Source organism: Altererythrobacter lutimaris (genome assembly GCF_013371495.1).
Lineage (GTDB): Bacteria > Pseudomonadota > Alphaproteobacteria > Sphingomonadales > Sphingomonadaceae > Erythrobacter > Erythrobacter lutimaris_A.
On the sequence record NZ_JABWTA010000001.1, the window covers coordinates 1,696,066 to 1,717,500 of the forward strand.

At 54.5% G+C, this 21,435-nt stretch carries 14 protein-coding genes, 1 tRNA gene and 2 rRNA genes; 8 read left to right on the forward strand and 9 right to left on the reverse strand.

The genetic code is table 11. The annotated features are described in order from the left end of the window. Nucleotides 1-57: 57 nt before the first annotated feature. Both HUO12_RS08195 and HUO12_RS14500 read left to right on the forward strand, forming a co-directional pair. Nucleotides 58-1,599, forward strand: coding sequence for a putative bifunctional diguanylate cyclase/phosphodiesterase (locus HUO12_RS08195; protein ID WP_332310390.1), 1,542 nt, complete (start codon nucleotides 58-60; stop codon nucleotides 1,597-1,599). Further along, entirely contained in the window at nucleotides 1,596-3,011 is a 1,416-nt protein-coding gene (locus tag HUO12_RS14500) for a methyl-accepting chemotaxis protein (RefSeq protein WP_176273104.1), read from the forward strand. The genes HUO12_RS08195 and HUO12_RS14500 overlap by 4 nt, the downstream gene beginning before the upstream one ends. 88 nt (nucleotides 3,012-3,099) lie before the next feature. Here HUO12_RS14500 and HUO12_RS08205 read toward each other — a convergent pair whose 3' ends face one another. Both HUO12_RS08205 and HUO12_RS08210 read right to left on the reverse strand, forming a co-directional pair. After that, complete coding sequence (locus HUO12_RS08205) at nucleotides 3,100-4,953, reverse strand: hypothetical protein (RefSeq protein ID WP_176273105.1); 1,854 nt, start codon at nucleotides 4,951-4,953, stop codon at nucleotides 3,100-3,102. A 112-nt stretch (nucleotides 4,954-5,065) separates the two neighbouring features. Further along, the gene (locus HUO12_RS08210; RefSeq protein WP_176273106.1) at nucleotides 5,066-7,018 is read right to left on the reverse strand and encodes an ATP-binding protein; all 1,953 of its coding nucleotides are present in this window, start codon (nucleotides 7,016-7,018) and stop codon (nucleotides 5,066-5,068) included. Between the two features lie 86 nt (nucleotides 7,019-7,104). Here HUO12_RS08210 and HUO12_RS08215 point away from each other — a divergent pair, with 86 nt between their 5' ends. Further along, nucleotides 7,105-7,761: a LuxR C-terminal-related transcriptional regulator gene (locus tag HUO12_RS08215; protein ID WP_176273107.1), complete on the forward strand. Its 657-nt coding sequence runs from the start codon at nucleotides 7,105-7,107 to the stop codon at nucleotides 7,759-7,761. A 75-nt stretch (nucleotides 7,762-7,836) separates the two neighbouring features. Here HUO12_RS08215 and HUO12_RS08220 read toward each other — a convergent pair whose 3' ends face one another. After that, a complete protein-coding gene (locus HUO12_RS08220; protein ID WP_176273108.1) occupies nucleotides 7,837-8,850 on the reverse strand; it encodes an RICIN domain-containing protein in 1,014 nt (337 codons plus the stop codon). 362 nt (nucleotides 8,851-9,212) lie between these two features. Here HUO12_RS08220 and HUO12_RS08225 point away from each other — a divergent pair, with 362 nt between their 5' ends. Next, nucleotides 9,213-10,397: a tyrosine-type recombinase/integrase gene (locus HUO12_RS08225; RefSeq protein WP_176273109.1), complete on the forward strand. Its 1,185-nt coding sequence runs from the start codon at nucleotides 9,213-9,215 to the stop codon at nucleotides 10,395-10,397. 315 nt (nucleotides 10,398-10,712) lie between these two features. Here the strand turns inward: HUO12_RS08225 and HUO12_RS08230 are convergent, their stop codons facing one another. From HUO12_RS08230 to HUO12_RS08240, 3 genes are all read right to left on the reverse strand, one after another. Next, entirely contained in the window at nucleotides 10,713-11,882 is a 1,170-nt protein-coding gene (locus tag HUO12_RS08230; protein WP_176273110.1) for a hypothetical protein, read from the reverse strand. Between the two features lie 415 nt (nucleotides 11,883-12,297). Next, nucleotides 12,298-12,783: a hypothetical protein gene (locus HUO12_RS08235; protein WP_176273111.1), complete on the reverse strand. Its 486-nt coding sequence runs from the start codon at nucleotides 12,781-12,783 to the stop codon at nucleotides 12,298-12,300. A gap of 231 nt (nucleotides 12,784-13,014) precedes the next feature. Next, complete coding sequence (locus HUO12_RS08240) at nucleotides 13,015-13,689, reverse strand: hypothetical protein (RefSeq protein WP_176273112.1); 675 nt, start codon at nucleotides 13,687-13,689, stop codon at nucleotides 13,015-13,017. 427 nt (nucleotides 13,690-14,116) lie between these two features. Between HUO12_RS08240 and HUO12_RS08245 the strand changes: the two genes are divergently transcribed. From HUO12_RS08245 to HUO12_RS08260, 4 genes are all read left to right on the forward strand, one after another. After that, nucleotides 14,117-14,335 carry a helix-turn-helix domain-containing protein gene (locus HUO12_RS08245; RefSeq protein WP_176273113.1) on the forward strand — a complete coding sequence of 73 codons (219 nt, stop codon included), beginning with the start codon at nucleotides 14,117-14,119 and terminating at the stop codon, nucleotides 14,333-14,335. Between the two features lie 89 nt (nucleotides 14,336-14,424). Beyond that, nucleotides 14,425-15,582 (forward strand): hypothetical protein, encoded by a 1,158-nt coding sequence (locus HUO12_RS08250; protein WP_176273114.1) that lies wholly within the window; start codon nucleotides 14,425-14,427, stop codon nucleotides 15,580-15,582. 262 nt (nucleotides 15,583-15,844) lie between these two features. Beyond that, nucleotides 15,845-16,846: a YaaC family protein gene (locus tag HUO12_RS08255; protein WP_176273115.1), complete on the forward strand. Its 1,002-nt coding sequence runs from the start codon at nucleotides 15,845-15,847 to the stop codon at nucleotides 16,844-16,846. Between the two features lie 135 nt (nucleotides 16,847-16,981). Then, the gene (locus HUO12_RS08260; protein ID WP_176273116.1) at nucleotides 16,982-17,563 is read left to right on the forward strand and encodes a hypothetical protein; all 582 of its coding nucleotides are present in this window, start codon (nucleotides 16,982-16,984) and stop codon (nucleotides 17,561-17,563) included. 208 nt (nucleotides 17,564-17,771) lie between these two features. Here HUO12_RS08260 and HUO12_RS08265 read toward each other — a convergent pair. The 3 genes from HUO12_RS08265 to HUO12_RS08275 all read right to left on the reverse strand — a co-directional run bounded on the left by HUO12_RS08265 (nucleotide 17,772) and on the right by HUO12_RS08275 (nucleotide 21,145). Next, a tRNA-Met gene (locus HUO12_RS08265) sits at nucleotides 17,772-17,848 on the reverse strand. A 254-nt stretch (nucleotides 17,849-18,102) separates the two neighbouring features. After that, a 5S ribosomal RNA gene (rrf, locus tag HUO12_RS08270) occupies nucleotides 18,103-18,217 on the reverse strand. Between the two features lie 141 nt (nucleotides 18,218-18,358). Next, nucleotides 18,359-21,145: ribosomal RNA gene (locus tag HUO12_RS08275) — 23S ribosomal RNA — on the reverse strand. Nucleotides 21,146-21,435: the final 290 nt, after the last annotated feature.

Sequence of the window (21,435 nt, forward strand, 5' to 3'; positions counted from 1 at the left end):
GCGAATACTGGTTATCCAAATCCCCTTCGCGCGCGAAGCGCGAACCAAGGGGGTTGTGTGCGTACATTTTCTCGCCCGATGACACTGCGGCCAGTGATGCTCATTATAGCACCGCTGCTCATGCTGACAGTGCTGTTTGGCTTGTTGATGGCCGCGATCCTGATGAGCGGGAAAAGCGCCTATGTTTCGGGCACGAGCATATTGGTTGCAGGGGTTCTGATTTATGGCGCGACGCTGTTCGTGCTCAGTGTTACCGGCGTGTCCAGCATCCGCGAGCTTGAAGATCTCGGACGGCGCGATGGCTTGAGCGGGCTCGCCAATCGCCATGCCCTTCACCAGGATTTCGCAAGGTCTGTGCGCCGCAATCCTGAGGCAGCACTCGCGCTCATCGATCTTGATGGCTTCAAACAAGTGAATGATCACTTGGGGCATTTTGTCGGCGATCAGGTAATCCGACACTGCGCAGCCATGCTCAAGGAGATCTGCGGCAAGGATGCGCGCTGTTACCGTCTGGGCGGCGATGAGTTTGCAATTTTGGTCCATGGTCCGGTTGCGGGCACAATCCTTGAAGGCATTTGCCGCAATTTCATCGATGAGTTGGAAGCCCCAGTCCCCATTGGCGATAGGCGTTTGGCTATTGGCGCCAGCATTGGACTGGCGGGTACAAACGAAGTCGATAGCCTAAGCTCGTCCGAGCTGCTGCGGCGCGCTGACGTAGCCATGTACGCATCCAAACGTTTCGGCCGGATGCGCAGCACCTGGTACGACGAGGACTTCGATCGTGATCGCGAGGCTGTGCAAGAGCTTGACGATGAATTGCGGCAGGCGCTTGCCAATGACGAGTTTGCCTTGGTCTATCAACCATTGGTCGATGCCAAGACCCAAGCAATTGTCGCTGTTGAAGCGCTGATCCGCTGGAACCGCCCGGATGGTAAAGCAGTTGGCCCCCATGTCTTCATTCCGGTCGCTGAAGAAACCGGAATGATCAATCCGATTGGACTTTGGGTCCTTCGAAAGGCTTGCGAAGATGCGTTGGATTGGGCGCCCCTCGCAGTATCAGTAAACATCTCGGCCGCTCAGCTGCGCAACGCAGAATTTCCCGTCAAGCTGGGTCAAATCCTTGAAGAGACCGGCTTTCCGGCGGAGCGTCTGGAACTGGAAATTACAGAGACATTCCTTGTCATGGATTCCAACGTTGCCGAACGCAGCCTTGAGATCATTCGTGGTTTTGGTGTGAAAGTCGCGCTCGATGATTTCGGGACAGGGTACGCTTCGATCGGTTTCCTTCGGCAGTTCCGGTTCGAAAAACTAAAGCTTGATCGCTCGCTCGTAGTTGATGCTGGCGAAGACGAGGGCAGCCGCGCGATGATGCTATCCTCTGTCACCCTCGCTCGGGCCTTGAAGATGGGTGTTGCTGCAGAAGGTGTCGAGACCACAGAGCAGGCCGAAATGGCTAAGGCAGCTGGATGCGATCAGATTCAGGGCTGGCTCTATTACAAGGCGATGCCGCCACAAGAAGTTTCTGAGCTTCTCGCTGGTCAATCCGAATTCTCATCAAACCCATCGCACGTGAATTCCTCAAGAGGCGCACAAGCATGACCGCTCAACCCGATCCATCACAATTCACTGTCGATAGTGAGCTGACGGATGAATCCATCCGCTTCGACGAAAAAGTTGACCCTTTCACCGCATGGTTTGGACGCCTGGGCACAAGCCCGAAGGTGTTTTTCGTGGTAGTGCTGCCCTTGGCGATCTCGCTGGCTTCAGCGGCGTTTGCTTATATGGGTCTTGCAGCCGTTGAAAGCGGTCTCGCCGCCGGAACTGAACAAGCAATCACCACTGCCCGTGCTGAAATCTCCACTCTGCAAGTTATGCTGATTGTCAGTATCGCTTTGTCGGCAATCCTGTTTGTGCTGGTGCTTGGTGTAATCAATCGCGACATCATCCGCAGCAGCCGCCAATTGATAGATTGCCTTACACTCATCACAGACCGCAAATTCGATTTTGAGGTACCTGGGCAAGACCGGAGCGACGAATACGGCCAGCTTGCAGTTGCGATAGAGAGCATTCGTATCGCCAATGCGGAATTTGTCGCGTTAGAGAAAGACAACCAACAGCGCCTGGAAAGCAACCTGGTAAGCGAGCAGGACTCCCGCCAGAAAAGGCGCGAGCTTCTTTCACGGCTTGCGAAACAGCTGGAGCGTGAAGTCGTCGATGTCGCGAACGGGGTGGCGACAGCAGCCAACCAGTTAAAGACTACAGCAACCGGCATGGCTGCAACGGCTGAGCAAGCCAACATCCGCACCGAACAAGTCGCATTGTCCATGGAGGAAGCCAATGCGGGCGCAACTTCTGCAGCCGCAGCAAGCGACGAGTTTGCCATGTCAATTGGCGAGATCAGCCAGCAGGCAGCCAATTCCGCTGAAATGGCGCGAGCGGCGTCTACATCTGCAGGCGAAGCCGATGCTACAATATCCGCTCTGTCTGCCTCAGCCGAAGAGGTCGGCCAGATCGTCGAGCTCATTCAAACCATTGCACAGCGCACCAATCTGCTCGCATTGAACGCATCGATTGAAGCAGCGCGCGGCGGTGAGGCTGGCCGCGGCTTTGCAGTGGTCGCAAGCGAAGTCAAAGAGCTGGCCATGCAGACCAGCCGAGCCACTGAACAGGTCGCGGAACAGATCCGCGCGATGCAGGACACCACTGGCGCGAGCGTTTCTGCACTGCGCTCCATCGCTTCGCAGATCAACCAGTTGGAAGTAACTGCTGTATCGATTGCAAGCGCCGTCGACCAGCAATCGGTTGCTGGACAAGAACTGGCGCGCAATATCGACAAGGCAGCAAACGGCACTGATCAGGTGTCCGAGCATGTCGAAGATGTCCGCGAGCTGTCGCTTTCGACCGGAGCAGCGGCATCGCAAGTGCTCGCTTCATCGACCGAACTTGAGTCTCAAGCGTCAAGCCTGAGAGAACAGCTCAACCGCTTCCTGAGGCAAGTGCGCGAAGACTGACCCTGGGGACACTCGCTCAATGAAAAACCCGCCGCTCATATCGAGCAGCGGGTTTCTTGTGTTTCGCGCTGAAGGGGCTGAAGACCGCTCAGCAATCCTTATCATTTTCCTTCTTGCGGAAGATGTTGCCAATTCCGCAACCGATCTTGGAGCCCACTTTCTTGGTATTGCCCCAGTGGTGCTGCGCACGGTCTCCCGCAACCTGCCCCAGATTTTTGAGTTTGTCGGAACCTTTAAGTGCATCAGCATAGCGTTGCTGTGTATCGCGCATCGCATGCAGCTCCATACCGGTCGCGCTGCCAATTTTTTCTCGCTTGTCGGCACCGTAGTTCCGCATGTTTTCTTTCAGTTTGCCTTTGGTCGTCAGGGTTTCGCCGATCTTCCTGAAATTCGACTTGTGGTGCTCCCAGCGGTCACGCGCCACATCTCCCATTGTGACGTCCTTATCGAAGATCGCCGAGCCATAACGGAAGCCTGTGGCGAGAGGATCATCCATCTCAGCTCCAGTCAGTGCCTTCACACTCTCCGTCGCAGCGATACCTACGACTGCGCCTTTGGCCATGTTGCTGCCGAATTTGCTGACCTTACCCAACCGCCCCGCTGGCTTTGCTACGCCGGTCGCGGGTGTAGGCGCGCCTCTTGGTATGCCGCTAGTGTGACGGACTTGCGCAGAGCGACCAGCCTGATTGAGCCGACCAATATCGCCGCCTTGAGCATTGATGTTGCGGGCGAGCTGGCCTTCATTAACGATGCGACCGCGCGCCGCCTGGGCTGCATCGCCTTGGCCGATCAGACGCGAAGTCCCCTCCGGACCGACGCGGCCTTGCATAGCCCGCTCAAACCCTGAACCACCGCGCGCCGCAGCATTCACATTGCGGGCCTGGAAGCGAGTGTTCCGCGCTGCATTGCCACGCGCCTCAAGAGCCGGATTGCTGGCATTGCCGAGACCACGGCCACGCGCATCTTGAGCAAAGCGCCCTTGACGAGCCAACGTGTCTAGATTGGCGGTGCTCCCCACGCGGTTGAAGCGGGTGTTCTGAGCGCGCGCCCCGTTTGCATCCAACCGTGCGAGATCGTCAGCTGTACCACCGATAGCATTGGCACGGGGACGCTGTGCCGCATTGCCTCGCGCCTCAAGCCGAGCAAGTTCGTCTGCGCTACCACCGAACGCGTTGGCCCTTGGTCGCTGAGCTGCGTTGCCACGTGCTTCCAGCCGCGCAAGGTCGTCAGCAGCTCCGCCGATTGCATTGGCGCGGGCGGCTTGCGCTCTGGCACCCATGGTTTCAGGTGACGCCAGAGTAGTCGTACCGCTTGGCGATACCGCGCGATTAGCCCGGATCTGCTGTGCGAGCCGCCCATGGGTATCCACCCTTGCCATATCGTCCGCAGAACCAGCGATTGCGTTCGCGCGGGCGCGCTGAGCCGATTGGCCTCTGGTGTCCAAATCATCAAGTGCAGAGCCATTGCCGATTGCTGCACGATTGGTCCCGTTGCCAGCAGGTGATTCCAATGTTTGGATATTGCGAGGGCTGCCAGCTGCATCGCGAGCATTCACAACATCTGCGGCTCTGTGTGGGCCCCTGTCAACTGGGTTGGGTGAACCGGAATAATAGCCCCGACCCGCGTTGGGCGCACGATTTGCATTCACGTCACGGATCTGATCAGTCGTCAGAGTGCGGGTAGGCATTTTATTTGCGTTTACTGGAGCTCTGACGCCTCTGTAGATCGCATACCCAGTCCCACCATAAACTGCCGCTTCACTCACGGACAATTCACCATCTTTTTCAAATTCGCCGCTCTCTGCAGCAGATGCCTCTTCAGCAGCTATCTCTTCGGCAGTTTCCTCTTCAGCCTGCTCATCCTGCGCTGCCAGCGGTGTGGCAAAAGCTGCAATCGCCAGGACTGAAGCGCTCAGTGCTGTTTTGGCTTTCATCAGTTTCATCGTTCAACTCCCGTAACCGGCCGGTCCCATCGACCGGTCTTGCCTCATTTTGGTAGAGGAAACGGAGTTCGAACAGCATGGGGGCAATACCCCAAAAGCGGTACTTTCCGGTTCAGGTAGCAGACAGGGATAGACGCGCCCTTGCCCCTTGATTTGGAGCAGATTCCATCGTGAATTCAAAGTCATGACGCTGGGCCAGTTCCTGAATTATGGCTAGGCCCAGCCCGTCACCATCTGAACCTTTGCGTTTACCACCTGGCTGCATCGCCTCAGCCAGCTGATCGGCATTCATGCCGCAACCATTGTCCCGAACTTCGATCACGCATCGACTACCACGATGACGCACGCCAACCATGATCCGCGAGGCATCGGCATGACGCAGCGCATTGGCGACGAGATTGCTGGTCGATCGCACCAAGGCAAGCGCAGGCACATTCGTCCGGCAGTCTGAATGCGCAACTCTAAGCGCAATCCCGCGTTCGCGTGCTTCAGCGGCAAACATGTCGGACACTGCCCGGAGCACGAGATCGAGCGGGTACTCTTCGGCTTTCTCGGTTAGGATCGGCTCGTCCCGCGGTCCGCGATCACTGTATTCATTTGTAAGCTGCTCGAGATAATCGACCGCTTCATTCAGGCGTGCCTGCAAACCAGGTGAAAGGCTGTCCGCCTCTTCGCGCAATGCGCCTCGCAGCCCCATCAATGGTTGACGAATGTCATGACTTGCAGCGGCGAGCTGTTGCTTTCGGCGCTGTGCGGAATCGCGAGCACGCGCATATTCGCGTTCTGTCTCGAGCAATTGACGATCGGTTTCCGCACGCGCTTCCAGCGCAGCGATACGCTCCGCCGTTAAACGATCGCGCTCCTGCCTTGTGCGGCGTACGTCGACCAGAACGAGGAACAGCATGGCAAAGCCGGCCAGCATCCGGATGGCATCACGGATGAATTCGATGGTAAGATCCGGCAGATTTCGGCCGAGGTAATAGGGCTCGACCAGGACTGCGGCGAACACACAGAAGAACAGAATAGCCGCTGCGATCACTCGCAATCGGCCCGCTATATCGAATCGGAAAGCGACGAGAATCGCGAAGAGCAGGAGGGCGAGGTAGAATGCCCAGAGCACGTCTACTGTGGAATCGGACACCCAGGCTATCCAGAGAAGCGGCGTGGGCAGAAGAACTGCGACAACCCCGAGGGCTGGATATCGCAGCAAGCGAAACTCGAGGCGGAATATGAAAAGGAACGCGTAGTAGTTGTAAAAAATCACTGAGAGCGTCAGCGCTTCCCAGATACGCCGTCCTTCTTTGGGTGTCGCGCTAAAGGCGGTCGACAAGAGCGACGCATCGGCTTGCAGCATGACAAGCGCAAACCCGAAAGCAACGATCGTCCCGATTGTACGCTTTGTTGCGATCGATACCACAGCAAGCACTGTGGCGATAAACAACAGGGTAAGAGTGAAAAGCGCTTTGACGAGCGCCGCCACAATCTGGTTTCGCCCCAGTTCGCCTTCGCGGTAAACGCCCATGGTGGGCCGGTCATTGATCGTCGTATTGATAAGGATTGTACGCGCTTCGCCCGGAGGCAGAACAAAACTCTGCGTACGGATGTAGGTGAAATAGCGTGCGGCAAGGGACTGACCATCCCCTGCTGCATTCGCAAGGATTTCCTGTGCGGGTTTATCACCGTCGATCAGATAAACCTCGGGGAGCTCGATGAAGATTGCACCGAGCCCAAGGACACGGCGTAATTCATTTTCTGGATCGCGCGATGGATTGACGAGTTCTATCGCGATCCAGGTCCTGGGGCTCGGCACATCAGCAAAGGGCTGCTCGGGAAATTCGCTTTGGAATTCCGCTTGTTCCAAGGCACGCCTAGCATCGGCCAAAGTGAAATCGGCTGAATCCGGTGCAATCAGATAGCGAGCTTGCAAATCGATCCGCTCGACCGACTGGCCAGGCGGGACTTCGATTGTTTGCGCGACCGCAGACGTGGCCGCACCACTAAGCCAAAGTAGTGCGGCTACGAAAATGACCCCCAGGCGGGCAAGGAAGTTATGATCTTTCAACACCTAGCCGCCTTATGGTAACGTTTTTTCGCTATCTGCATAGCGAGCACGAGCCAGCTCAGGGCGTAGCGTAGCAATAGGGGCACGAATTGGCATTCGGAACAAAGCGAACTGCGGTCATTGCGGATGACCATGCCATCGTGCGCGGCGCACTTACCGGTGTCCTTGCTAACAAAGACGCACTCGAAGGCTACGAAGTCACTGTGTGTGAGGAAGCGGACAATGGTATCTCCGCTATCGCTGCTGTTCGCAAACATCGCCCTGACCTCCTTATGCTCGATGTGACTATGCCGCATGCCGGTGGGACTGAAGTATTGCTAGAAGCGCGGCGCTGGTCGCCAGACACCCGGATTGTCGTATTCACCGCTGTTGAAGCACTCGGGAAAATTGCTGAGCTTGTCGAAGTCGGTGCGGACGGCGTCTTCTGCAAAGCAGACGACGTGGATGAGATGGCGCGCGCCTTGCCGCGTATTCTCGATGGCGGGCGCGTAGTCAGCAGCCGCTACGCCAAACTGCTTGAAGACAGCGCGGATCTCGAACCTTTGACAGACCGCGAACGCCAAGTCCTGAATCTCGTGGTGGCAGGACGGACCAATCGGGAAATCGGAGAGACCCTTGGGATCAGCGTCAAGACTGTCGACCGTCATCGCACCAGCGTGATGCGTAAGACCGGAGTGCATTCTGCCGCAGAGCTTATCGCTTACGCCTTGCGAGAAGGCCTGATCGACTCCGTAACAGGCATTTGAGTCTCTCCAACTACGCGGGGAAGATGAAGGATCGGACTGAAACATCTGATCCTTCTCCCCGCCTGTGACCCCTCGTTAATTCCTCATAAGCGTACCCCACGCCTGGTTGGCGCCATCGTGGCAATCCCACAGCATTACTTTCGACCCGTTCTTCTTCTTGTCTGAATCAGAGCGGGAGAGATCGAGGCAGCGTCCACTTGAATGGGTGAAGCGCATGATTTGCATGTCGCCTCCGCGGATATTGGCAAAGCCCGGGATATCCATCCTCTTCACGCTTGCCGTCCATTGCTGCATTGCATTGCCATCGCAGCCATAGGATTTGATCGGCGCACCTTTCTTGGTTCCCGTCGCTTCGAGGCACATCCCGGCACCGGTAATGATCAGCCCTTCCTCTTCAAGGAAGTAAAACTTCTGATTGTTCCCTCCATGGCATTCCCAGCCCATGACCTTTGCGCCTTGCTTTTTCATGTTGGAGCGGCTGACGTCGAGGCACAGCTTGTTCCGGCTTTGGAGCTCGTAGCCATTGGCCGGGTCGAAATCGATGGGACCGGGGCGCTCTGCCGGAGGCGCATCACCAATCGGACCTGGTAGAGGCGGCGGTGCGCCAATCCTGCGGCCACCGCTTTCGATCAAATCAAGTTCCTCCTGAAACGCGTCGGGATAAGCCAATTCGATGGGTTCGAGGTAGAAGGATGGGGCAAACAGCCCGGTCCCGCTTGCGAACACCGTGCCGTCAGGACGTAGCGTCCACTTCATCGGGCGTTGTAACAGAGCATCGTAGGCTTCGAAGCGCCCGTCCGCATTCTGACGGATCCGGGTGCTTGTAACCATGCCCGGCTCGACCTTCCAGAAAAAGGCATGCATCCAACCCTCGAGAGCGATGGCATGACCGTTTTCGATCAGAAGCTGCTTTTGTAGACCAACGACTTTCCAGACGCCGTCAAGCACTGTCGGCTCCAACGGTTGGACTTCTTCAAATGTTTGTAGGTCGGCAAGAGCCTGAGCGGAGGCGGGCGCTGCGGCTGCAAGAGCCAAAGGAGCCGCGATAGCAACGAGCAGAGATCTGGCTGCGAAACGGTAGGATGACATGGATATTCTCCCTCAAGTGTTGAGAGAGTTATGCGCGAACAGTTCGCCAAAGCGTATGCGGTGAATACCCCAATTGAGCGGGATATGAGAATTGGTTGGCGTCAAGCGCTACTCGCCAGCGTATGCGTATGCGCCGCAACCAGGATAGCCAGCGCACTAGGGCGAAGCCAATTTTCGATGAATATGAATCTGAGGTATTGGAAATCGGTGGTTGCGGGGGTTGGATTTGAACCAACGACCTTCAGGTTATGAGCCCGTTCGCAGCGAAATTCTAAGCCCTTGAGCAACAACCGAAATGTCTGATATCTAATTGATATTAAATAGCTTTTCTGATGCCAAACGTTGCCAAGGAGTGCCACAGAATGTCAACGAATACATGTTCCAATACGGACACAGTACGGACACAAACGAATCGCAAGCGTCTTTCAGATCGAGTTGTCAGCGCCCTGAAGGCACCGCAAAACGGCTCCAGAATTGTCTATGACGCCAGCCTTTCTGGCTTCGGAATCCGTCTTACAAAGGCGGGTTCGAAAGCGTTCATTTTGAACTATCGCTTTGAAGGCCGCGAAAGACGGATCACCATTGGTAAATTCCCAACTTGGACAACGCTTGCGGCAAAGAAGCAAGCTCAAGTCTTGCGACGAGATATCGATCTTGGCACTGATCCGCTTGAAGTCAGAGAGGATCGACGCGTCGCACCCACTGTCAAAGATCTATTTGTCCGATACGACGAAGAGCACCTTCCAACCAAAGCACCGCGCTCGGCAGCGGATGATCGGTCGATGTGGCGCAATGACATTTTGCCTCGGCTCGGCTCTCGCAAGGTCACTGATTTGACACCTCGCGATTGCGACGAACTTCACATGCAGATTTCGTCGACGCGTCCAGTCAGAGCAAACCGCATACTCGAAGTATTTCGCAAGGCTCTTAACCTCTCAATCCGATGGGGATGGATCGAACGGAACCCGGCCTCTGGTTGCCGTCGCACCGTTGAAGAAAAGCGGCATCGCTACTTGAGCGAAGAGGAAGTCGGGCGGCTGATTAGAGCGCTGCAAGAACACGACGAGCGTGTTTCTGCGGATGCCCTGCTTTTCATGCTGTTTACCGGCTGCCGCAGGGGTGAAGCGCTCAACGCTACCTGGACTCAGTTCGATCTTGATCGGCGGATTTGGACCAAGGCCAGCTCGGAAACGAAGCAGCGTAGAGAACATCGTGTTCCATACTCGTCGGCTGCTGCAGACATCCTCGAACGACGGCGGGCCGAGACGGAAGGGACACACATATTTCCCGGGAGGCTCGGCGCGCCATTAACTGAGGTTCGAAAGACATGGCAATCAGCTTGCAAGGCTGCTGGACTTACGGGCGTACGCGTCCATGATCTGCGCCACACGTTTGCAAGTCTCGTGGCATCATCCGGACAATCGCTCTTGGTGATTGGTGAGCTACTCGGCCACTCGACTCCGCAGACAACTAAGCGATACGCAAGCCTGTATGATGATACCCTAAGGCGCGCAGCCGAGGGCGTCGCTCAAGCGCTAGCGGTCTAATGTCCGCTGTCGCTCAACGCGGTGGCTCGGGTCTACTTCCAAAACTGGGGTGGAAAGCAGGCATAGTCAGAAGGAACCCTCGGACGGGACTCGAACCCGCCAAATAACTGACTCTAAAAACCAATTATCCACGCCGACCGTGTCAGGGCCCGGTGGCATTATATCGGTTCAGCCAAACGTCAGCAATTGGGTCGAAAGCAGAATTGCGGTTTTTTGGACAAATTGCGCGCAACTGCAATCGTCCTCTATCCGGCCTGACCGCGAACTTTGCAGTTCACGAAGTCAAAGTGGCCCGTTCATTTGGTACAAACGGATTTACCCTGCCTTGGCAATTGCATTTTCCAGGTCCTCGGGCACGAGCGGCGTCACCAATAGCTCCTCAAACTTCTCCCATCGTTGTGCCGGTGTTGAAGACACAGCATCAAGATATCGGTCAATCAGGTCGTACCCGAGTGAATAGTTAACGATGTAGGACCCATTGTAGTCGACGAACCCAATGACATCTGCGGCTTCGCGCTCAGGCATAGGGCCCTCGTTAATCAGTCGCGTGATAGCGGCCTCTGCCGAAATTTCGCCGTCCGAATATTGCCGGGCGACGTCGATTATCAATGGTTCAATAGAAGGTAGCATGGCAAGCCGCCCCGCGACCTGCACGACCGCGGGATCAAGGTCAGCAATCGAATAAAGCGTGTCACGCTCATAAGCGATCTTGCTGTTGCCCGGGAAAGCCATGGCAATACCGTATTCCGCTGAACCTTCAGCCAGAATCGCCGAGGGCGCAAAAAGTGGGTAGAGCGTATGCTCGACCCAGCCACGCTCCTGCACAAAAATCTTGTCGCGTAACACACCGTATACATGGTGTCCGGGATAGCCCTCGTGGCAACCAATATCGACGAAACGACCGATACCAATGCGACGATCGGTGTTGATCTCGATTTTGCTCTGATAATTGCCGAGGTAATAATTGAATCCACCCCAAGGTTTGTCCTGCACCAGTTCAAGCTCAAAGCCTTCCCCTTCGGGCAGATCAATCCATTCATTGGAACGACGGCGGCACTCTTCAACCGTGATATCGGTGAGTTCGCGAATAGTGTCGTTGGGGACAGTCGTGGCATCGAGATAGGCCGCCTGACGTTGCGCCAAGGTCCCTGTGCCGGGGTAGGTCGCATCAAGCGCAGCACGCCGTTCTGCTTCCGCCTTGGCATCAAGGGGCGGGGCCACGACACCGAATAGCAGTTTGGTTTGTTCATCAAACGGTATTTTCTCGCCAGAAAGCAGGCGCACACGCGTGTGCATGGCCACGGCATTGGCGGTCAGCGCCCGAAGGCGCGCTTCGTCTCCTTCATTTGGTTCAGCTTCTTTGAGAAACGCAACCAAGCTATCAGCCTGAGCAAGCACCTGTTCAAGTGTCAAGCTAGACGCCTCGGCCTCTGCTCGCCACTCGGCGGGCCCAAAATAGGCATCGACATAGTCGGGATCATGCACGCCCAGCGCCAATCCAAGCCTGACGAAATCCTCAGCCAGATCATCGACTGATCCCTCCGAGACAATTTCGACGCCTTGCGCCTGTGGTTCCGCAGGGTCTCCAAGTCCGATGCTGTCGCACGCGGCCAAAGCCAGACACGATCCGAGAAGGATTGAGATGCGCATTGAATTACCCCCAAATCTTGCTCACCGCCCAGCATAGCCATGGGTGAAACGAGCAAGCAAGTTTGTAGACGAATGAAGCTATTGGATGCGAGACGACTGCATCCCATCCACGGCCGATACATTTCATGTCACTTGGCAGGATTACTTACCAAATTCGGCAGAAAGATCGATTGCTCAAACGTCCGCAATTGGGTCGTTATTCGAACGACCGGTTTTGGGGTGGGAAGCGGACATTGGAACAATGCTCCGTCTAGGCCTCCCACCAGTTTACGTTTTCGGTCACGCGCCACTGTTGATCAATGCGCTTAAGGAGTACCTCACCTCCCCAACCGCACCAGCCAGAGCAATCGTTTTCAATAAAGACGCGGGCGGTGTCTCCCGAAATTTCGGGAGTGCCGAGTCTGATTACTCCGCTTGGACAGAAAGACAGTGGCCCGTTCCAACGCAAATGAGCTGGTAGGGTTGCCGCGGGAATGGGTGTTCGCGTTTTCGACTTCTCCCACCGTTCGCCAACTATCGATGGATTTGGGGCTATATCTGGGTTTAGCTCTTCTGGTCGATCCAGTTCACCGGGCGCACCTGCAACTTCTCGCGCCACGCAAAACCTATGATCGGCGATGCGGCCAAGTATCCCGTCTTCTTCTGGATATTCTTCGGCGAATTTCTCATATTCCGACTGCCCGTCCTTAAGTTGGGCCAGCACAGCCGTGATGATCCGCTTTTCTTCTGGGGCCATGTCTTGGTGGCTTGGCCCGCAACTCGACAAGAGTACAGTCACCAGTAGGGAGGCAAATCGAAATGACATCTCGCAATTCTAACGTAGTAGCCAACATCCGCAATTGGGTCGTTACCAGCCGGTCTGCTTTTGTCAGAATGCGTGGCAAAGCTGTCAGCCCGGTCTTGGCCTAGCCCATCAAGCTGAAGCCTGACCGCTTATGAGGTGGAAAGCGGACAAGAGAAATGGATGTTAGCGGTACCCGCTTAGCCGCAATAGGTGTTGTCCTAGTTCATATCCGGCTCCGCTCGAGGGAGACCAACGCTTTACCAGCTTGTAGCCGCTCGCATCGACTTGTTCGAACAGCCAATCGCTTCCAACGAAGCCCAATTCGCAGCTTTCCTGCTGCTCCTCGAATAGCGCGCCTGTCGCAAGTAGCCGTTCCAATTCGGCAACCTCGTCCGGGGGAAGTCTGATCTTCTTCGAGCTAGCTATAGTTCCGGGCTCGTAGCCGCCCACACCGCTCAGTTTCTTGGCGACAAGCACATAGCCGCCATCATCCGCGTAAATTCGAACAAATATCGAGGGTGAAAAACTTGGAATGTAACTGAATCGGAGCACAAATTCTGGTCCAGGTTCCTGCTGCGAAAGCAGATAGAGCGATGGTTCACGTCCAGCCATCAATTGTCTGGGAAACCACTCTTCTTCGACCTCGCCGATAAGTTCCCTCGGCCCGAAGGTCGAACCGCAATAATCGACTATTGGGTCGCCATACTCCTTTGGAAAGTACCCGGACGCAAACAAGTCGCCAAGATTAGTGTCGGATTCTTCAAATTGAGCTTCAAACTCCTTATCATATGGCTGTGCCGGTATGCATCCAGTCAACAGCGCGAGGCAGACCAGTAGTGAGAATAGCTTACCGTCCATCTCGTTGGTTCTAAGCAAATGAACCAACGTCCGCAATTGGGTCGGTAGCGGAAAGTCCGCAAAGAATAACATTCTAGCCGAAGCGGCCATTTGATGCCAATCGTGGCCATCTGATGTCAACGACGAGATTTGTCTTGCCAACTCTTCCCGAACGTGCATTCTTCAAGACAGCGGGATGCCCATCCTGCGCATTATATGATCAGATCAAGGGCAAGAGTACGACAGCGCAAGGTCAATACTGATAGGCACGTTTCCGCAGATTCCCCGTAGAGATTGGGCGCGGCGTTGAGAGCCTAGACCAGCCACAAGAAGTCGGTCCATTCAGAGCAAATAGCAGCACACAAACGGTGGGCATTTCCCGCACCTCTGGAATCGAGGGTGCGTACGCTCATACGAGCGCATGGCATCCGTAGCCTTGGAGCTCGGAATGGAAAAACAGGCACATCAGTCAAAATATCTCAAGGCCTGCGAGGCAGCGCGTTATCTGAGATGTAGCGTCAGAACACTTGCAAGACATCGTGCGGCGGGAACTGGCCCTCGCTTCATCCGGCAAGGCGGTCAAATCCTCTATTCGATCGAAGCACTCGAAGAGTGGATCGAAATCAATACCGTCAATCCAATCATGTCTGGCCTCGTTGCAAGCTGAGGCGTGAGCCGAAGATTGCGGCGAGCCTGCGCCGATTGAGGGGGTCTTTGTAGCACCCCCCTCCAGAAATACATTCATGGAGAAAAATCATGGAAATCCTTCATCGAGGATTCGACGCTCTTGACGTCTCTTTTGAAGCTCAGATCGGATCAAAACTTTGCGATGCTTTAGAAGACGCAAAGGCGAATGCATTAGTCTCACGAAAGCCGACGTGCTTGCCGTGGAATGGCTTAAAGTTGCTCGTAGCGGAGAGCGGTGTCCGTGGCGGATACCGATATCGAGCGGACATTGGTCAGTTCGGCGGAACTTGGATGTTTAAGGCTCCCAGCGAAAAGGATCCTTGGGGCGTGCGAGTTTCGTGTAGCTCTTTACAGCTTGCCCTCTTCGGATTGGAAGAGACAAAGCGCCACCTTTACGAAACCTTGAGCGCACTCGGTATGCACCTGGGAGGCGGTGGCGAAAGCATCGGAAGAGTGGATTTTGCAGTCGATATTCTCGCGCCCGAGTTCGAGTTGGCCGTGGAAAATTTCGTAATGCACTCGAATACTGGATGGGCCCAAGAAGGTGAGTTTGTCGTCCCGCGCGTGAATGGCAAGTCAGACAGAGTAACTTCCGTCACAGTTGGAAAGATGCCAGGTCGCCAAGTGATCGTCTACGACAAGCGAGCCGAGATAATTGGGAAGCGCAAATTCGCATGGTGGGAGATTTGGGATGCCTCACGTTCCGAGAATGGAAAGGCACCATTAGCTCGCGAAGACGCGACGCAAAGCCGCATTTGGAGGATCGAAGCCCGTGCGGGCAAGAGACATCTGAAAGAGAAATGGGCGATCACAAGTTGGACCGATCTTGAAACCCGATGTGGAGATATGTTCGCCGATACAATGGAAGCGGTTCGTCACGTGGATCCCACGTCAGACTCTAACCGTTCACGATGGCCAACCAGCGAGCTTTGGAGAATCGCCCAATCTCAAGTGAACGACAGCCTACTCGGAGTGCGCTCGTTTGCTGATGCTGATCAAGTGAAAGAAATCCAGCGCGCCGAGTTTTGCGACTTAATGCTCAAGCAAACGCTCGGACTTGTTGTGACGCAGGCAGCAGTTCGCGGCGTTCTTATCGAGCGGTTACCCGACTTTGCTAGCTGGCTAGGAAACACGCTGGCCCGAACAATCTCAGAGAGGCAAGTCGAGTTTGCCGCGCGGCTTGACGCTGCAAAAGCTCGCTATCGAATAGAAGATAAGCGACGGTAATGCCGTAAATCGATGGATTGTAATCCCATTCGGATTGCTTCTTTTGGGCCGTTTGCAGACTGACAGGTGTCGGAAGATAGGCAGCAAAAGCCGACTAATTGCTAGCCCTATGACGCAAGTTCGAATTCGAGGGGTTTTGGCTTGTGATATTCTGTTTTATTCACGTAGGTTAGCCGATGAACGCGGACGGTGACTAAGGGCAAATAAGCAACGAGGCAACATGCGAGGCGAATGCATCAAGATCTCGAGTCGGCGCTTGTGGATGCACAAGTCGGTCAAGAACGTGCAATTCGATAAAGAGAGTGTGCTCAGCAACGATCCTTGGTCCTATGTCGAGCTGTGGCTCAAGCGTGAAAAACACAACGATGCGCTACCCTTTTGGATTCAGGCGCGCCGCTTTTCCGATGCCGCGAAGTCAATGCCGACCGAGGCTGCTCCCCTTCCACTTTACTATTCCTTTCTGAATTGCACGAAAGCCTTGTTGCTGGTTGCCGGTCAAAACCACGGAGATACTCATGGAGTGGCTGGCAGCCGCCCCTCAAGTGCGAAATCAGCCTTATCCAACGAAGCTGTTTCTTTCCAGACAGGCGGCGTTCTGGCCGCTCTCTGCGCCTACTTTGGAGACACTGCAGGTGGTGCCAAGTACACGCTAAAGGATCTTCTATGGAATCTGCCCTTTATCCACCGTGCGTTTTGCTTGACGTTCCCAAGTTCGCCGGAGTTGTTCATTCCAATCGAAGAAGCTTGTTACGTTAGTCGTGACGACACCAGTGAAGCATGGTTTCAGGCTAGGATCGTCAATCGCTATGCCGACATGAGAAGGCTTAGGAACCTACCTGATTCTTTTGAGATATTTTCAGACACCGGAGGGACTTTCGTAAGACGAAAGAAGAGATTCAAGTGGTACCGCGGTAGGAAGAACAACCAAGAGAAAGCTGCGGCGGCCAAGAGACTAACGACATATCATTCAACAACACGAAGGGTTGTGGTACCCATAAGCGGAAAGAGAGACCTTTGGTATCTAAAGAAATCTCAATCAAGCAATCCTCTGGCGAGCCGGCATACTCTAGCGATAGTTTTTGCAAGCATGCATCGTTTGAGCGAGCTTTCTCGTTATGACCCAAAGGGCTTCTCAAGGCATCTTGATGGTTCCGCCAACTGGCTGATCACAGAATTTATCGAACACGCTCCCAGCCAATTTCTCGACCAAATTTCGTCTGAGATAACTGGCCTGGAATTCTGGCGCCCCGGTACGCGAGCATAGGCAAGAGTTCGGGCCGATCGCGAAATGTCCGTTCTCACAAAATAGAATCGATGATGCGTAGCACCCCTGCCTCTTCTGAACTTCTTCAACCCATCAACTTGCAGCTTCCATTGCACAGTGGGGAGTTTCCTCAACATGACAAATGAAGAATTCGTGTCGATGGCTGACCCCCACATGTGGCTGTTAACCGCAGATAATCTGCATGAGCAGGCTATAAAGCTTTGGGATAGGAGAGGTGAGGGCCAACTAATTCGAAGGTTTCCAGATGGCCGGAGCGATGCTTGGGACATAAAAGAGCGATCAACAATTCTATTAGCATCGTTCGCTCTGGAGAATGCGATTAAAGCCTTTCTTGTCTTCGAGAATCCTAGTTGGGTTTCAAATGGTCGATTGGCAAAGCCGCTAAGGTCACATCGTCTCACTGAGTTACGCGATCGCTCCCATGAGGTGCCATTTCGGACTAAGTACACCAATGTATTGGAGTTCTTTGAAAAGGGCATGGGTAGCTGGGCACGCTATCCCACTGGTCTTACCGCTGAGGAATCCGAAGATTTGCGAAACCTTTCGCCGAAGATTTGGCAAGGATATCTTCGAATTATGCGCGCTTACGGGCGCAAGCTCGAAAAGCTGTTGCAGTCTGGCTGGTATGGACCGCATGGCAAGTATGGTGCTTGGGACTGCTCTACTATGGAGTTTCTTAGGCAACCCGACGCGTAGAAAGACGCATCCCCAAGAATCTATACAAATAGAACCCGCTTTTGGGTTAGCGCCCAATAAGACTTAACTTCCGATTATGGGGCGCAAAACTGAACTATAATGCGGCGCAGGCGCCTGAATGCCGGACGCAATTCCGTTACGATACGGACACCACGCGGACACAGCGGTTTGTCAGATTCGTAGATGTGAGCTAAGTCTTTGAAAACGGTGGTTGCGGGGGTTGGATTTGAACCAACGACCTTCAGGTTATGAGCCTGACGAGCTACCGGACTGCTCCACCCCGCGATATTACCGTGTTCACCCTCAAACGCCGGGCGCGAACTATCCGGTTCGCTTGGCTTCCGGCCTAACCGGCCGACGGGCGGTCGCCCTTGTGAAGTCGTACAGACTTCGTTGAGCAACAATTACCTCCCAAAATCATGACTTCGGGAAGTCGACGTCAACTGAGCCGAAACAGCTCCAAAGACGCCAAAAGGGCCAACCCTTTGGGCGGCCCTCTGACACGTGAATGGGCTTTCCTTGCCTGCACCAGCTATAATGCCTGGCGACGACCTACTCTTCCATGCCTTAAGACATAGTACCATCGGCGCTGTCCGGTTTCACGGCCGAGTTCGAGATGGGATCGGGTGGGTCACAGACGCTAAGGTCACCAAGCAATAAAGCTGGTGGGCAAGGGTTTAAATCGATGCACCATTTCTGAGCCTAAACTCAGGGTTGGTGTGTTGGGCGTATCTGGCTGGAGAATTCCTCCATCAGACATCCCTGTTTCCAGGGCTGTCATTGACAGTGCGAACTCTCAAGCGCGATCTGAACTATTAGGACTGGTTAGCTCCACGCATTACTGCGCTTCCACACCCAGCCTATCAACGTCATGGTCTATGACGGTTCGAAGATTGCTTATCTCAAGGGAGGCTTCCCGCTTAGATGCTTTCAGCGGTTATCCCGTCCATACATAGCTACCCAGCGGCACGCCTGGCGGCATGACTGGTACACCAGAGGTATGTTCACCCCGGTCCTCTCGTACTAGGGGCAACTCCTTTCAACAATCGACGCCCACGGCAGATAGGGACCAAACTGTCTCGCGACGTTCTGAACCCAGCTCACGTACCACTTTAATTGGCGAACAGCCAAACCCTTGGGACCTGCTCCAGCCCCAGGATGTGATGAGCCGACATCGAGGTGCCAAACGATTCCGTCGATATGAGCTCTTGGGAATCATCAGCCTGTTATCCCCGGCGTACCTTTTATCCGTTGAGCGATGGCCCTTCCACGAGGGACCACCGGATCACTATGACCGACTTTCGTCTCTGCTCGACTCGTCAGTCTCGCAGTCAGGCAGGCTTATGCCATTGCACTCTCGCAGCCGGTTTCCAACCGGCCTGAGCCTACCATCGCGCGCCTCCGTTACTCTTTAGGAGGCGACCGCCCCAGTCAAACTACCCGCCACAGAGGGTCCCACTACCGGATAACGGTAGTTGGTTAGACATCAGAAAACAGCAGGGTGGTATTTCACCTATGGCTCCCCTTGGACTGGCGCCCAAGATTCAAAGCCTCCCACCTATGCTACACAACTCTTTCCTAATGCCACTCTGAAGCTGCAGTAAAGGTGCACGGGGTCTTTCCGTCTAACCGCGGGTACTCCGCATCTTCACGGAGAATTCAATTTCGCTGAGCATATCCTGGAGACAGTGGGGAAGTCGTTACGCCATTCGTGCAGGTCGGAACTTACCCGACAAGGAATTTCGCTACCTTAGGACCGTTATAGTTACGGCCGCCGTTTACTTGGGCTTCAATTCGGAGCTTGCACTCCTCCTCTTAACCTTCAAGCACCGGGCAGGCGTCAGACCCTATACGTCGTCTTGAAGCCGACTTAGCAGAGTCCTGTGTTTTTGATAAACAGTCGCTACCCCCTGGCCTGTGCCCCCTGAAAAGAGTTGCCTCGATTCAGGGCCTCCTTCTTCCGAAGGTACGGAGGCAATTTGCCGAGTTCCTTCAGGATACTTCTCTCAAGCGCCTTGGTATACTCTACCTGACCACCTGTGTCGGTTTCGGGTACGGTCTATACGGAGAGGCTATTTCCAGGAACATCTTGGCAGCATGCCCAATCCAATAAGGACACACTACTTCCGACATCCGTCACACATCTCCAGGCCCACGAATATTAACGTGGTTCCCATCGACTACCCCCTTCGGGCTCGTCTTAGGGGCCGGCTTACCCTGCGCCGATTAGCGTTGCGCAGGAACCCTTGGTCTTTCGGCGAGAGGGCATCTCACCCTCTTTATCGCTACTCATGTCAGCATTCGCACTTCCGATATCTCCACCGTCGGTTACCCTTCGGCTTCATCAACTTACGGAACGCTCCGCTACCGCTGCAGTAAACTGCAACCCTAAGCTTCGGTGCATATCTTTAGCCCCGTTACATCTTCGCCGCAGGAACCCTTATTTAGACCAGTGAGCTGTTACGCTTTCTTTAAAGGATGGCTGCTTCTAAGCCAACCTCCTGGTTGTTTTGGGATTCCCACATGCTTTCCCACTTAGATATGACTTGGGGACCTTAGCTGTAGGTTAGGGCTGTTTCCCTTTTGACGACGGACCTTAGCACCCGCCGTCTGTCTGCCAGACTAGACTCAATGGTATTCGGAGTTTGGTTAGGTTTGGTACCGCTCGCGCAGCCCTAGCCCATCCAGTGCTCTACCCCCATTGGCAAAAATCTGACGCTCTACCTCAATAGATTTCGCGGAGAACCAGCTATTTCCCGGCTTGATTGGCCTTTCACCCCTAAACACAATTCATCCGAGCATTTTTCAACATGCAACGGTTCGGTCCTCCAGTGCATGTTACTGCACCTTCAACCTGATCATGCCTAGATCGCCGGGGTTCGGGTCTAATCCAACATACTCAGTCGCCCTATTCAGACTCGCTTTCGCTTCGCCTACACCTAACGGCTTAAGCTCGCATGCTAGATTAAGTCACTGACCCATTATGCAAGAGGTACGCTGTCACCCCCTATGGGGCTCCAACTGCTTGTAAGCATCCGGTTTCAGGTACTGTTTCACTCCCCTAATCGGGGTGCTTTTCACCTTTCCCTCACGGTACTGTGTTCGCTATCGGTCATGTACGAGTATTTAGGCTTGGAGGGTGGTCCCCCCATGTTCAGACAGGATTTCACGTGTCCCGCCCTACTCAAGTCCTTTTCTAGTCTTTTCGCATACGGGGCTGTCACCCGCTATGGCCACACTTTCCAGAGTGTTCTGCTAATAATAGAAAAGGCACTGGCCTGGTCCCGGTTCGCTCGCCACTACTACGGGAATCTCGGTTGATGTCTTTTCCTCCAGGTACTGAGATGTTTCAGTTCCCTGGGTTTGCTTCACCAAGCCTATATATTCAGCTCGGTGATACCTTATCCACCTCTCTCGGATCACCAAAGGTAATCAGAGGGAAATGGTGAAGGTGGGTTTCCCCATTCGGAAATCGCCGGATCAAAGATTGCTCACATCTCCCCGACGCTTATCGCAGCGTGCCACGTCCTTCATCGCCTGTACATGCCAAGGCATCCACCAAATGCTCTTACCTCACGCTTGAGAATCCACACCATCAACGACAGCCCTGCATAAAAGGCCGCTCGTCTTCACGATGATGCGGAGGAATTATCTCAGCCAGATAATCAATTTGATTGATTTGTGATGCATAGACTTAGCGTTACGCGGGTCGGCTAGACCATCATAACAATCTATGCGCCACGGCATCGATTTAAAAACCCATTCACAATGTCAAAGTTCGGCGGCAGATCCGCCTGACCTGCTTAACGCAGGATCTCGTTTCTTTTCATCATCAGATAACTTTTGCGACGCTCCTGCGGTAAACCGCTACG

What these genes read in the sequence shown, in the direction of transcription:
- HUO12_RS14500 (WP_176273104.1), top strand. Translation starts at nt 1,596, where the DNA reads ATGACCGCTCAACCCGATCCATCACAATTCACTGTCGATAGTGAGCTG.
- HUO12_RS08205 (WP_176273105.1), bottom strand. Translation starts at nt 4,953, where the DNA reads ATGAAACTGATGAAAGCCAAAACAGCACTGAGCGCTTCAGTCCTGGCG.
- HUO12_RS08220 (WP_176273108.1), bottom strand. Translation starts at nt 8,850, where the DNA reads ATGTCATCCTACCGTTTCGCAGCCAGATCTCTGCTCGTTGCTATCGCG.
- HUO12_RS08225 (WP_176273109.1), top strand. Translation starts at nt 9,213, where the DNA reads ATGTCAACGAATACATGTTCCAATACGGACACAGTACGGACACAAACG.
- HUO12_RS08235 (WP_176273111.1), bottom strand. Translation starts at nt 12,783, where the DNA reads ATGGCCCCAGAAGAAAAGCGGATCATCACGGCTGTGCTGGCCCAACTT.
- HUO12_RS08240 (WP_176273112.1), bottom strand. Translation starts at nt 13,689, where the DNA reads ATGGACGGTAAGCTATTCTCACTACTGGTCTGCCTCGCGCTGTTGACT.
- HUO12_RS08245 (WP_176273113.1), top strand. Translation starts at nt 14,117, where the DNA reads ATGGAAAAACAGGCACATCAGTCAAAATATCTCAAGGCCTGCGAGGCA.
- HUO12_RS08250 (WP_176273114.1), top strand. Translation starts at nt 14,425, where the DNA reads ATGGAAATCCTTCATCGAGGATTCGACGCTCTTGACGTCTCTTTTGAA.
- HUO12_RS08255 (WP_176273115.1), top strand. Translation starts at nt 15,845, where the DNA reads ATGCACAAGTCGGTCAAGAACGTGCAATTCGATAAAGAGAGTGTGCTC.
- HUO12_RS08260 (WP_176273116.1), top strand. Translation starts at nt 16,982, where the DNA reads ATGACAAATGAAGAATTCGTGTCGATGGCTGACCCCCACATGTGGCTG.